12 protein-coding genes and 1 pseudogene are annotated in these 11,655 nt (G+C 62.1%); 5 read left to right on the top strand and 8 right to left on the bottom strand.

What is annotated here, in order from left to right; genetic code table 11:
• Window positions 1-5 precede the first annotated feature (5 nt).
• From ACMGGH_RS13430 to hpxU, 5 genes are all read right to left on the bottom strand, one after another.
• Window positions 6-743: an amino acid ABC transporter ATP-binding protein gene (locus ACMGGH_RS13430; RefSeq protein WP_008499843.1), complete on the bottom strand. Its 738-nt coding sequence runs from the start codon at window positions 741-743 to the stop codon at window positions 6-8.
• The gene (locus ACMGGH_RS13425; protein ID WP_014883296.1) at window positions 724-1,380 is read right to left on the bottom strand and encodes an amino acid ABC transporter permease; all 657 of its coding nucleotides are present in this window, start codon (window positions 1,378-1,380) and stop codon (window positions 724-726) included. The genes ACMGGH_RS13430 and ACMGGH_RS13425 overlap by 20 nt, the downstream gene beginning before the upstream one ends.
• Window positions 1,380-2,045 carry an amino acid ABC transporter permease gene (locus ACMGGH_RS13420; protein ID WP_420299125.1) on the bottom strand — a complete coding sequence of 222 codons (666 nt, stop codon included), beginning with the start codon at window positions 2,043-2,045 and terminating at the stop codon, window positions 1,380-1,382. Before ACMGGH_RS13420 ends, ACMGGH_RS13425 begins: the two co-directional genes overlap by 1 nt.
• Window positions 2,046-2,049: 4 nt before the next feature.
• Window positions 2,050-2,832 carry a transporter substrate-binding domain-containing protein gene (locus ACMGGH_RS13415; protein ID WP_232948065.1) on the bottom strand — a complete coding sequence of 261 codons (783 nt, stop codon included), beginning with the start codon at window positions 2,830-2,832 and terminating at the stop codon, window positions 2,050-2,052.
• 191 nt (window positions 2,833-3,023) lie between these two features.
• Entirely contained in the window at window positions 3,024-3,863 is an 840-nt protein-coding gene (gene hpxU / locus ACMGGH_RS13410; protein ID WP_224066466.1) for a MurR/RpiR family transcriptional regulator HpxU, read from the bottom strand.
• Window positions 3,864-4,006: 143 nt separating this feature from the next.
• Between hpxU and hpxW the strand changes: the two genes are divergently transcribed.
• The 4 genes from hpxW to hpxZ are packed head-to-tail and all read left to right on the top strand — an operon-like array spanning window position 4,007 to window position 7,566.
• Window positions 4,007-5,590, top strand: coding sequence for an oxamate amidohydrolase (hpxW, locus tag ACMGGH_RS13405; protein WP_232948064.1), 1,584 nt, complete (start codon window positions 4,007-4,009; stop codon window positions 5,588-5,590).
• Window positions 5,591-5,600: 10 nt separating this feature from the next.
• Complete coding sequence (gene hpxX, locus ACMGGH_RS13400) at window positions 5,601-5,789, top strand: oxalurate catabolism protein HpxX (RefSeq protein ID WP_028012637.1); 189 nt, start codon at window positions 5,601-5,603, stop codon at window positions 5,787-5,789.
• Entirely contained in the window at window positions 5,786-7,183 is a 1,398-nt protein-coding gene (locus ACMGGH_RS13395; RefSeq protein ID WP_232948063.1) for an AtzE family amidohydrolase, read from the top strand. The genes hpxX and ACMGGH_RS13395 overlap by 4 nt, the downstream gene beginning before the upstream one ends.
• On the top strand, window positions 7,180-7,566 hold the full coding sequence (hpxZ, locus tag ACMGGH_RS13390; RefSeq protein WP_048960335.1) for an oxalurate catabolism protein HpxZ: 387 nt from the start codon (window positions 7,180-7,182) through the stop codon (window positions 7,564-7,566). Before ACMGGH_RS13395 ends, hpxZ begins: the two co-directional genes overlap by 4 nt.
• A gap of 42 nt (window positions 7,567-7,608) precedes the next feature.
• On the opposite strand, the gene puuE is transcribed toward hpxZ, so the two are convergent.
• From puuE to ACMGGH_RS13375, 3 genes and pseudogenes are all read right to left on the bottom strand, one after another.
• Window positions 7,609-8,508 (bottom strand): allantoinase PuuE, encoded by a 900-nt coding sequence (gene puuE / locus ACMGGH_RS13385; protein WP_416172903.1) that lies wholly within the window; start codon window positions 8,506-8,508, stop codon window positions 7,609-7,611.
• Window positions 8,462-9,296 (bottom strand): annotated as a pseudogene (gene hpxA / locus ACMGGH_RS13380) (allantoin racemase). The gene puuE and the pseudogene hpxA overlap by 47 nt, the downstream one beginning before the upstream one ends.
• The gene (locus tag ACMGGH_RS13375) at window positions 9,296-10,012 is read right to left on the bottom strand and encodes a GntR family transcriptional regulator (protein ID WP_045630054.1); all 717 of its coding nucleotides are present in this window, start codon (window positions 10,010-10,012) and stop codon (window positions 9,296-9,298) included. Before ACMGGH_RS13375 ends, hpxA begins: the two are co-directional and overlap by 1 nt.
• A 144-nt stretch (window positions 10,013-10,156) precedes the next feature.
• Here ACMGGH_RS13375 and ACMGGH_RS13370 point away from each other — a divergent pair, with 144 nt between their 5' ends.
• The gene (locus tag ACMGGH_RS13370; RefSeq protein ID WP_047368247.1) at window positions 10,157-11,653 is read left to right on the top strand and encodes an NCS1 family nucleobase:cation symporter-1; all 1,497 of its coding nucleotides are present in this window, start codon (window positions 10,157-10,159) and stop codon (window positions 11,651-11,653) included.
• The last annotated feature ends 2 nt before the right edge of the window (window positions 11,654-11,655 follow it).

Here is an 11,655-nt window from a genome sequence, read left to right as displayed (position 1 = left end):
CCTTATCAGTTGAGGCCGCGCACGGAGGAGATGAACTGCTTCAGTTCCGTGGTCTGCGGGTTGGCGAACAGCGTTTTGCTGTCGCCCTGCTCCCAGACTTTCCCCTGGTGCATAAACACCACGCGGTCGCCCACTTCGCGGGCAAAATTCATTTCATGGGTCACGAGAATCAGGGTCATCCCCTCGGCCGCCAGCTGCTCCAGCACTTTGAGCACTTCGCCCACCAGCTCCGGGTCGAGCGCGGAGGTGATCTCGTCGCAGAGTAAAACTTTCGGCGACATCGCCAGCGCGCGGGCAATCGCCACGCGCTGCTGCTGGCCGCCGGAGAGGCTCGACGGGTAGTAATCCAGACGATCGCCAAGCCCCACTTTCTCCAGCATGCGCTGGGCTAGTTCGCGGCATTCGGCGGCGCTTTTCTTCAGCACCCGACGCGGGGCGAGCATCACGTTCTCCAGCGCCGTCATGTGCGGGAACAGGTTGAAGCTCTGGAACACCATCCCGACCGAGCGGCTGATTTCGCGCGCCTGAGAATCCCGGTCGGTAATGGTCATGCCGCCCAGCTTGATGCTCCCGTCCTGATACCCTTCCAGGCCGTTGATGCAGCGCAGCAGCGTGCTTTTGCCCGATCCGCTGCGCCCGATAATGGAGATCACCTGGCCCATATCGATATCCAGATCGACGCCCTTGAGCACGTGGTTATCGCCGTAGTACTTCTGCACCTGATTAATGGTGATGAGAGGCATTGAATTTGGTCTCCAGATAGCGGCTGTAGCGCGACAGCGGATAACACAGAATAAAGTAGCCCAGCGCCACCAGCGCAAAGACCTTAAACGGCTGATAGGTCACGTTGGTCAGCATGGTGCCAGCCTTGGTCAGCTCGATGAAGCCGATAATCGACGCCAGCGCGGTGCCTTTGATCACCTGCACCGCAAAGCCCACCGTCGGGGCGATGCCGATGCGCAGCGCCTGCGGAGCGACCACGCGAAACAGGGTCTGGCCGAAGGTCAGGCCCAGGCAGCGCGAGGCTTCCCACTGCCCCTTCGGCAGGGCGCGAATGCTGCCGTACCAGATATCGAGCAGAAATGCGCTAGTGTAAAAGGTTAACGCCAGCGAGGCGGCGGTCCACGGCGAAACGTCGATGCCGAACAGCGCCACGCCGAAGAAGGCCAGGAACAGCTGCATCAGCAGCGGGGTGCCCTGAAACAGCTCGATATAGCCGCGGATAATGCGCTTCACCGTGCGTCCGCCCGTCAGGCGCAGCAGCAGGAGCGGCAGCGTTACCACCGCCCCGCCGACAAACGCCACCAGCGACAGCAGTACCGTCCAGCGTCCGGCCAGCAGCAGGTTGCGAATAATGTCCCAGTCGGTAAAGGTGGTCATCATGCCTGCACCCCCAGCCATTTGCGTCCTGCCGCCATCATCAGCTGGCGCAGGGTAATCGACAGCGCTAAGTAAATCCCGGTTGTCACCAGATAGACCTCAAAGCTCAAAAACGTTCTGGACTGGATGAGGTTAGCGGCGAAGGTCAGCTCTTCATACGAGACCTGCGACACCACCGACGAACCGAGCATCACGATGATGCACTGGCTCACCAGCGCCGGATAAATGCGCTGCAGCGCGGGCGGCAGCACCACGCGAATAAACGTCTGCAGACGGGTTAGCCCCAGCACGCGCCCGGCCTCCCACTGTCCTTTCGGCGTGACCTGAATGCCCGCGCGGATAATTTCGGTGCTGTACGCGCCCAGGTTCACCACCATTGCCAATAGCGCCGCCTCCCCCGCCGTCATCTTCAGGCCAAGATTCGGCAGGCCGAAGACGATGAAAAACAGCTGCACCACAAACGGCGTGTTGCGGATGATCTCCACGTAGCCGCCCCAGATCCGGCTGTACCAGGTGGTGCGTCCGCTGCGGATCGCCGCGCCGAAAATCCCGATTGCCAGCCCGCCGACGGTTGCCATTACCGTCAGCTGAATGGTGACCCACAGCCCGGCCAGCAGCTCCGGCCAGTGCGGACAGAGGGCTGAAAAATCAAGTTGCTCCGTCATCGGCTCAGGCGCCAAGGTTTGCCGGCAGCGGGGCCTTCAGCCATTGCTCGGACAGGCCGTTCAGCGTGCCGTCCTGGATGCCCTGCTCGATCAGCGCGTCCACTTTTGCCTTCAGGGCCGGTTCGTTTTTCTTCAGGCCAATAAAGCACGGTGAGTCTTTCAGCATAAAGCTCGGCACCGGGGCTTTATCCGCGTTCTGGCGCGAAATGGCCGCCACCACGAGGTTGCCGGTCGCCACGTACTGCACCTGACCGGAGAGGTAGGCCGAAAGCGTGGTGTTGTTGTCTTCGTAGCGTTTCACGTTGGCGTCTTTCGGTGCCAGGCCGGTCAGCACCATATCCTCCACCGCCCCGCGCGTCACGCCGATGGTTTTTCCGCTCAGCGCGGCGGCGTCCTTCAGCTCGGCCCCTTTCGGGCCAAACACGCCGAGGAAGAACGGCGCGTAGGCGCGGCTGAAGTCGATCACCTTCTCGCGCTCCGGGTTTTTACCGAGGCTGGAAATGACCAGGTCCACCTTATCGGTCTGCAGGTACGGCACGCGGTTGGCGCTGGTCACCGGCACCAGCTGCAGCTTGAGCTTCATCTGTTTCGCCAGATAGCGCGCCATATCGATGTCGTAGCCCTGCGGCTGCAGATCAGTCCCTACCGAGCCAAACGGCGGGAAGTCCTGCGGAACGGCAATGCGAATGATGCCGCGCTTCTCGATATCCTGAAGCTGGTCAGCCTTTGCCGGCAGCTGAGTGAAGAGACAGGCGGCCCCGGCCAGTGCAATAAACAGTTTTTTCATGGTGCTTCCCCGTAACGTTAACATGAAACAAAAGATTCTTTGAATGTGATTTTGCAACTAATGTGCCAGATAAGGCGAAGCGGGGAATTTTCTCTTAAAGCCTGATAAAACGCGGACGGGGCGAAAATACTCTCTATTTTCGCCCCGTTAAATTGCACCATTTCAATGCAAAGCACCAGTCTGATGCCCCATTATCGTTGTTCGAGTTCGTCCAGCTGCTGGTAGAGGGAGGCAATCTCGTGAATGCGCGGGCGGCCTTTATCGAGAATGTCATGCAGGAAGGCGTTCGCCAGCAGGTTGATCAGGCTGTTGACCGAGGAGTAGCTGTCATAGGCGGAGACGCTGTCCAGCGGGGCGCAGAGCTGCCAGTTCGCCAGCGGAAACAGGCTATGGGCCTGCGGCTCGCACATCAGCAGCACCGGAATACCGCTACTCTGAAGCTGCTGCATCAGCGGACGAATGATGCGCGGGCGGCGGCGGAAAGCCATCATCACCACAAGATCGTCCGGCGTTAGGTCCACCAGCTCCTCGCTCAGGCTCTGCCCCGGCTGCGGCAGCACCAGCACCTGACCGCGCGCCTGCAGCAGCTGCTGGCGCAGGTGGAGCGCCGCCGGATAAGCGTTACGCATGCCAATAATGACGATGCGCCGCGCCTTGACCATGCAGGCCATCGCGTCGGCAAACTGCTGCGCGTCAAGGGCATTAACCCACTGGGTCAGGTTCGCCATCTCCTGCTTGTAGTGGCGCGCCAGCAGCGTGTTGCCCTGCACCGCATCGCGGTTATCGGTGAGCGGCATCCCGCTCTGGCGCAGGGTGCGCAGCTCGTCGCGCATATCCTTATATTTCTCATAGCCCAGACGCTTAAACAGGCGGCTGACCGTGGCTTTCGACACCCCGCTCAGCTGCGCCAGCTCGGCGCTGTTGTAGCTGATCAGGTCGTCAAAATGGTCGAATATAAAGTCTGCCACCCGCTGCTCCTGCGGCGACAGCGACGGGTATTGTGCTTTCAGACGTTCATCCAGTTGTTCCATAGCGCCTCTGTAACTTTTGTTTCATCACATTATACCTTTCTTTATACGTATTCATTATACGTGCCAGTTTACTGAAACTTTTCTTTCAGAACTGGAACAGCTTTTGCAGCGCCTTGTGACTTTCAGTGTTACGAGGACTTCTCATGCAAAGCAACGTCTCCACGCACGGCATGGCCGTTGCGCCCCACCATCTTGCCAGCCAGAGCGCGCTGGCGGTGCTGCGCGAAGGCGGCAGCGCGATTGAAGCGATGGTCGCGGCGGCGGCCACCATCGCCGTGGTTTACCCCCACATGAACGGGCTGGGCGGCGATGGCTTCTGGCTTATCGTGCCGCCAGAAGGTGACCCCATCGCCATTGACGCCAGCGGCGCGGCGGGATCGCGCGCGACGCTTGCCGCCTACGACGGGCACACGCACATTCCTCATCGCGGACCGCAGGCGGCGTTGACCGTCGCCGGCACGGTGAGCGGCTGGGACGAGGCGCTGAAAGTCTCCCGCGAGATGACCGGCAAGTCGCTGCCGCTGGCCCGCCTGCTGGCCGACGCCATTGACTATGCGCAGCACGGCACGCCGGTCACGGCGTCTCAGGCCCACGCCACGGCCAGCAAGTTCGACGAGCTGAAGGACATGCCCGGCTTCGCGGAAACCTGGCTGGTGGACGGCAGGCCGCCGCAGGTCGGGAGCCGCTTTTATCAGCCCGCCATGGCCACGACGTTGACGCGCCTGGCGGAGGACGGTCTGGACAGCTTTTATCGCGGCCCGCTGGCGGAAGTCCTGGCGCACGGCATGGAGACGCTGGCTCTCCCCGTGACGCTGGCCGATCTTAACGCGCACGTTGCCCGGCGCACCGCGCCGCTGAAGCTGCAGCATCAGCAGGGGGAGATCTTTAACCATGCCCCGCCGACGCAGGGGCTGGTCTCGCTGGCGATACTCGGCATCACCGACCGCCTGAATATGGCGGAGGCCGACGACGCGGACACCATTCACCGCATCGTTGAAGCCACCAAGCTGGCCTTTGGCCTGCGCGATGCCCACATTACCGACCCGCGTGAGCTGAAAACCGAGATTCAGAAACTGCTGGATCCCGCCGCCCTGCAGGCGCTTGCCGACAGGGTTGACGACGGCCACGCCGCGCCGTGGGGAACCGGAAAAGGACCCGGCGATACCGTGTGGATGGGGGTGATGGATAACAGCGGGCTTGCCGTGTCGTTTATCCAGAGTATTTATCACGAGTTCGGCAGCGGCGTGGTGCTGCCCGATACCGGCATCGTCTGGCAGAACCGGGGGGCGTCGTTCAGCCTCGACCCCGCTCATCTTCTGGCCCTCGCGCCGGGCAAACAGCCTTTCCATACCCTGAACCCGGCGGCGGCGCGTCTTAAGGACGGGCGTGTAATGGTCTACGGATCGATGGGCGGTGACGGACAGCCGCAAACCCAGGCCGCGCTCTTTACCCGCTACGTGGTTCAGGGCGTGCCCTTGCAGGAAAGCATTTCCCGCCCGCGCTGGCTGCTGGGGCGCACCTGGGGACAAACCTCAGACACCTTAAAACTGGAAGGACGCTTTAGCGCTGAGACGGTCGCTGAACTGCGGGCGCGGGGGCATGAGGTCGAACGCTTCCCGGACTTTAGCGAAGCGATGGGCCACGCGGGCGCAATTGTCCGCCACCCCAACGGGCTGTTTGAAGGGGCGTTTGACCCGCGCAGCAACGGCGCGGCCGCCGGATACTGAGGAGAAAACAATGACGACACAACAACCCGACTGGCAGGCGTATCTTGCGCAAATGGAGTCCGTGCTCGGCGTGACGCTGGACGATGCCCGCCGCGCCGAGCTGCAATTGCAGTTCAGCCGCATTGCCAGCATGGCCGCCCCGCTGATGGCGCTGCCGCTCGACGACCGTCTGGAGATCGCAGGAGTGTATAAAGCATGACGCTACACGAGATGAGTATCAGCGACATTCAACAGGCGCTGAGCGCGGGCGAGCTGAGCGCCCATGAGATTGCCCGCCAGACGCTGGAGGCGATTGGGCGCGTTAATCCGCAGATCAATGCCTGGACCACCGTGACGGAAGCACGCATGCTCGCCGAGGCCGAGAACATCGACACCCTGCGCCGCGAAAAGCGCCCCCTGCCGCCGCTGGCGGGCGTGCCCTACGCGGTGAAAAACCTGTTCGACGTTGCCGGACACACCACCCTCGCGGGCGCCGAGCTGTTCAGCCAGCGCCCCGCTGCGGCCGCTGACAGCTTCGCCGTGCGCCAGCTGCGCAGCGCGGGCGGGCTGCTGTCCGGCATGGTGAATATGGACGCCTACGCCTACGGCTTTACCACCGAGAACAGCCACTACGGCGCAACGCGTAACCCGCACGACCTGACGCGCATTGCGGGCGGATCCTCCGGCGGTTCAGCCGCCGCCGTGGCCGCCGGGCTGGTGCACTTTTCGCTCGGCACCGACACCAACGGGTCGATTCGCGTTCCGGCCTCGCTGTGCGGCATCTATGGTCTCAAGCCCACCTTTGGCCGCCTGTCACGATCCGGCAGCCATCCGTTTGTCGCGAGCCTGGATCATATCGGCCCCTTCGCCCGCCGCGTGTGCGACCTGGCGTCCGTGTACGACGCGCTGCAGGGCCGGGACAGCAGCGACCGTTTTCAGGCAGAGAGCTCGCGCGAGCAGACGCGCCCCCTGCTAGACCGCGGGCTTGACGGCCTGCGCTGCGCGGTGCTCGGCGGCTACTTCACCACCTGGTGCGACGCACAGGCCAGAGACGCCGTGGCGCGGGTGGCGAAGGCGCTCGACGTGCAGGATGAGCTGCAGTTTCCGGACGCCGAGCTGGCGCGCTCCGCGGCGTTTATCATCAGCGCCTCCGAAGGGGGAAATCAGTACCTGCCCGCGCTTCGCCGCGAGCCCGAGCGCTTTGAGCCGCACTCCCGCGAGCGACTGCTGGCAGGCGCGATGGTCCCCTCCGCCTGGTATATTCAGGCCCAGCGGTTCCGCGCGCAGGCGCGGCAGGCGTTTCACGCACTGTTTGCCCAGGCCGACGTGCTGATCGCCCCCGCGACGCCGCGCAGCGCCACGCGGATCGGCGAGCAAACCATGGAGATTAACGGTCAGCCGCTCCCCATCCGCGCCAGCATGGGGATGCTGACCCAGCCGATTTCATTTTTGGGCCTGCCCGTGACCACCGTTCCGCTGCGCACCGCACATGGCGCGCCGATTGGCCTGCAGCTGATTGCCGCGCCGTTTAACGAGCAGGCCTGCCTGCGCGTCGCGCGCGTGCTGGAAGAGAGCGGCATCACCGATGCCCGCCCGGCGGAGGTTGCAGCATGATCAATCACGATGACATTAACCTGCCGTGGGTGGTTGCCGAGGTGACCGCCGCGTTTTATCGCTATGAAGACGCGCTGGTGAGTAACAACATTGCCGTGCTGGACGAGCTGTTCTGGCACGACAAAAACACGGTGCGTCTGGGGGCGGGTGAAAACCTGTACGGGATCGATGAAATCCGCGCCTTTAGGGCGGCGCGCCCGTCTGCTGGGCTTCAGCGGACGCTGCGCCACACCGTGATTACCACCTTCGGGGAGGATTATGCCGTGTGCAGCACCGAGTTTACCCGTGAAGGTACGGAGCGGATTGGCCGCCAGCAGCAGACGTGGGTAAGGTTTGCATACGGGTGGCGCATTGTTGCGGCGCAGGTGAGTTTGATGGTGTAGACCGGGTAAGGCGCAGCCGCCACCCGGCAAAACATCGCACAATTACTTCTGAAACGGATGAACTTCCCGCCAGTGGTCAGCAATCTGCTGGCGGGTACAGACCCACACCCGATCGTGCTGCTGCACGTAATCCAGAAACCGTTGCAGCGCGCGAAAACGCCCCGGCCTGCCCAGCAGGCGGCAGTGCATGCCGATGGACATCATCTTTGGCGCGCTCTCCCCCTCCTCGTACAGCACGTCAAAACTGTCCTTCAGGTACGTATAAAACTGCTCGGCGGTGTTAAACCCCTGCGCGGTCGCGAAGCGCATGTCGTTCGCATCCAGCGTATAGGGCACGATCAGGTGCAGTTTTTGAGTGCCGTCGCCGCAGGCCACTTCCGTCCAGAAGGGCAAATCATCGCCGTAGTAGTCGCTGTCGTAGTCGAAGCCGCCGTGCTCCACCACCAGTTGGCGGGTGTTGGGGCTGTCGCGCCCGGTGTACCAGCCGGTTGGCGGCTTGCCGAACAGGTCGGTAAGAACCTGCACCGCCTTATGCAGGTGGTCGCGCTCCTGGCGGATGTCCATGTTCTGATAGTGGATCCAGCGCCAGCCGTGGCTGACCACGTCGTAATCCGCGGCTTTGATCGCCTCAACAATCTCCGGGTGACGCGCCAGCGCCATCGCCACGCCAAAGACCGTCAGCGGCAGGCCGCGCTTTTGAAATTCACTATGGATCCGCCAGAACCCGGCGCGACTGCCGTATTCGTAAAGGGAGTCCATCGACATGTGTTTGTCCGGGTAGCTGGCCGCGCCGATGATGTCCGACAGGAACTGCTCGGACCCGGCATCGCCGTGCAGAACGTGGTTTTCCGCCCCTTCTTCATAATTGAGCACAAACTGCACCGCGATGCGCGCCTCATTCGGCCACCGCGCGTGTGGCGGGTTGCCCGCGTAGCCGCGCAGATCCCGCGGATAATCCTGTTCGAAAAGCCCCATACCACCCCCAAAAGTTAAAATGGATTCAATGCCTGAAAATGCCCGCTTAACGGTTTGTTCTCCGGGAAGGCCAGATCCCCATGCTTGCTGGTCGAGAGCCCCAGCGCCACCAGCGATTCCACCATCTTCACCGCCGCGCTGACGCCGTCGATCACCGGCACGCGCAGCTCGCGGGTCAGCTCCTGCGCCAGCGTCGCCATGCCGCCGCAGCCGAGCACGATGGCGCCGCAGCCATCCTCTTTCAGCGCCTGTATACAGCGCGCGCGTACCTTCTCCTGCGCCAGACCGCTGCCGTCCTCCAGCGCCAGCACCGGAAGGTCGATGGCGTGCAGCGCTGCGCAGTGGTCCTGAAAGCCATACTGGTGCAACAGATGGCGGGCAATAATCAGCGTGCGCGGCAGCGTGGTGACCACCGAAAAGCGCGTCGCCACCAGCGTCGCCATATGCATAGCGGCTTCAGCAATGCCGATAACCGGCCCCTGCGCCAGCTCGCGCGCCGCCAGCAGGCCCGGATCGCCAAAGCAGGCAATCACGTGACCGTCCACGCCCTGCTCCCTGCCTTTTTTGATCTGTTCCAGGACACCGACGGCGGCGATGGCCTCATCAAAGTGGCCTTCTATAGACGGCACGCCCGCGCCCGGACAGACCGCGAGGATCTCCGTTCCCGGCGCCGCCACCGCGCGGGCCGCCGCGCCGATGGTTTCCGTCATCGCGAGGCTGGTGTTGGGATTGATCACTTGTATACAGACAGACATTACGACTCCTTGTGGCCGGCAAACAGCCGGGCAAAATCAGGCAGGCACTCGCCCGCCCGCTCGAAGCAAAGGCTGGCAACGATGTGTTCAAAATGGTGCATGAGGGCATCGCTTAGCGGCTGGAGCGCCTTCTGGCGCAGCAGATCCACAAGCTGTTCGTGATCGTTGCAGCGACAGCCCTGACGCCACGGCGCGCCCCAGGTGGCAATCACCAGCGAGGAGCGCTGGCTCAGGCTTGTCACCATCTCCGTCAGCACCTGGTTACCGGAGATGGCCTGCAGTTGTATGTGGAAACTGGCGGAATGTCGGATTGCCGCCGGGCCGTCGTACGCCTCGTGCGCCTGCTGCTCCTGACGAATAATGGCCTCCAGCGCGGCAAGGTGCGGCGGCTGACAGTGCGCCAGCACATCCGGCAGGTTAGCGACCTCCAGCAGCGCGCGGGTGCGGAAGATGTGCCGCGCCTCTTCAACCGTCGGGCTGGCGACGTGTGCACCACGTTTGGGCGTCAGGGTGACCATTTGCACAGCGGCGAGTCGTTGAAGCACCTTGCGGATGCCCGTGCGGCTCACGCCAAACACCTCGGCCAGCGCCTCTTCCGGCAATTTGCTCCCCGGCAGCAGCTGATGTTCCACAATCGCGGTCATCAGCGCCTGGAAGATGGTTTCGTCTTTGTCATGCAGGTCTGGCGCGGTCTGCAGGGCGTTTATGTTGTTCATTCACCACTCCGAGTTTTACTTTCCGTTATCGAATCGTATACATAAAAATAAAATATTGCATACAAGATTTATTATTTTGGCCTGGATCCTGCAACACCGTTTGCACTCCCACTCAACGGGTTTTCATTCACAGGAGCAGGTTTCATGCCAAACAGTCAAAACGCACAGCAGAGTACGGCCGCTGATTCCGGTGCGGTTTACAGCCCACGTCTTTGCAATGAGGATCTGGCACCGACGCGTGACCAGAACTGGAGCTGGTACAACATCTTTTCTTTCTGGATGTCCGACGTTCACAGCATGGGGGGTTACGTTGTTGCCGCGAGCTTCTTTACGCTCGGGCTGGCAAGCTGGCAGGTGCTGCTCTGCCTGCTGGTGGGGATCTGCATTGTGCAGCTGTGCGCCAACCTGGTAGCCAAACCGAGCCAGATGGCGGGCGTGCCCTATGCGGTGATCAGCCGTCAGGCGTTTGGCGTCTTCGGGGCCAATATTCCGGCGGTGATCCGCGGGCTTATCGCCTTTGCGTGGTACGGCATCCAGACCTGGCTTGCCGCCAACGCGCTGATGCTGGTGGTGCTGAAGTTCTGGCCTTCTCTGGCGAGCCTTACCACCGGTGCCTTCCTGGGCCTGTCGCCGCTGGGCTGGATCTGCTTTGCCATCATGTGGGTTCTTCAGGCGATGGTCTTCTGGCACGGCATGAACGCCATTAAGCGCTTTATTGATATCGCCGGTCCGGCGGTCTATGTGGTGATGCTCGCCCTCGCGGGCTGGATTGTATACAAGACCGGTTTTGACGGGATCTCTTTCACCCTCGCGAGCAAATCCCTGAGCGCGGGCGAGCAAACCTGGCAGATGATCACCGCGACTGCGCTGGTGGTCTCCTACTTCTCCGGCCCGCTGCTCAACTTTGGCGACTTCTCCCGCTACGGCAAAAGCATGGGTGAGATCCGCCGCGGCAACCGCTGGGGGCTACCGTTTAACTTCCTGCTGTTCTCTATCGTCACCGTGGTGATTGTCTCCGGCACCCAGTCGCTGTTTGGCCGCATGATCACCGACCCGATCGAAACCGTCAGCCGCGTAGGTAACGATCTGGCCGTGGCGATTGGCCTGCTGACGATGATCACCGCCACCATCGGGATCAACATCGTCGCGAACTTTGTCTCACCGGCGTTTGATTTCTCTAACTGCTCGCCGCAGAAGATCAGCTTCCGCACCGGGGGCATGATTGCCGCCGTCGGCTCGATTCTGCTCACCCCGTGGAACTTGTTCAACTCGCCGGAGCTCATCCATTACACCCTGGACGTGCTCGGAGCGTTTATCGGCCCGCTGTTCGGCATTCTGATTGCCGATTTCTACCTGATTAAGCGCGGTAAGGTGTCGGTAGACGATCTCTTCGACGATACGCCAAAGGGCAAATACTGGTACCGCAACGGCTTTAACCCGAAGGCCATTGGCGCGCTGATCCCATCCGTTGCCGTAGGTCTGGTGATTGGCTTTATCCCGGCCCTGCATGAAGTGGCAAACTTCAGCTGGTTTATCGGCGTCTTCCTCGGCGGCGTGACCTACCGCTGGCTGGCGCGGGAAGAGCGCGAGACGGCAGGCGCGGCCTCGTTCAGCTCCCGCGTGGCGACGCAAAAAGAGTAACC

The organism is Enterobacter sp. BNK-16, from assembly GCF_048684955.1.
Lineage (GTDB): Bacteria > Pseudomonadota > Gammaproteobacteria > Enterobacterales > Enterobacteriaceae > Enterobacter > Enterobacter bugandensis.
Note: the sequence above shows the minus strand (reverse complement) of the source record. Positions and strands in the feature narration are given on the sequence as shown.

What these genes read in the sequence shown, in the direction of transcription:
- ACMGGH_RS13430 (WP_008499843.1), bottom strand. Translation starts at nt 743, where the DNA reads ATGCCTCTCATCACCATTAATCAGGTGCAGAAGTACTACGGCGATAAC.
- ACMGGH_RS13425 (WP_014883296.1), bottom strand. Translation starts at nt 1,380, where the DNA reads ATGACCACCTTTACCGACTGGGACATTATTCGCAACCTGCTGCTGGCC.
- ACMGGH_RS13420 (WP_420299125.1), bottom strand. Translation starts at nt 2,045, where the DNA reads ATGACGGAGCAACTTGATTTTTCAGCCCTCTGTCCGCACTGGCCGGAG.
- ACMGGH_RS13415 (WP_232948065.1), bottom strand. Translation starts at nt 2,832, where the DNA reads ATGAAAAAACTGTTTATTGCACTGGCCGGGGCCGCCTGTCTCTTCACT.
- hpxU (WP_224066466.1), bottom strand. Translation starts at nt 3,863, where the DNA reads ATGGAACAACTGGATGAACGTCTGAAAGCACAATACCCGTCGCTGTCG.
- hpxW (WP_232948064.1), top strand. Translation starts at nt 4,007, where the DNA reads ATGCAAAGCAACGTCTCCACGCACGGCATGGCCGTTGCGCCCCACCAT.
- hpxX (WP_028012637.1), top strand. Translation starts at nt 5,601, where the DNA reads ATGACGACACAACAACCCGACTGGCAGGCGTATCTTGCGCAAATGGAG.
- ACMGGH_RS13395 (WP_232948063.1), top strand. Translation starts at nt 5,786, where the DNA reads ATGACGCTACACGAGATGAGTATCAGCGACATTCAACAGGCGCTGAGC.
- hpxZ (WP_048960335.1), top strand. Translation starts at nt 7,180, where the DNA reads ATGATCAATCACGATGACATTAACCTGCCGTGGGTGGTTGCCGAGGTG.
- ACMGGH_RS13375 (WP_045630054.1), bottom strand. Translation starts at nt 10,012, where the DNA reads ATGAACAACATAAACGCCCTGCAGACCGCGCCAGACCTGCATGACAAA.
- ACMGGH_RS13370 (WP_047368247.1), top strand. Translation starts at nt 10,157, where the DNA reads ATGCCAAACAGTCAAAACGCACAGCAGAGTACGGCCGCTGATTCCGGT.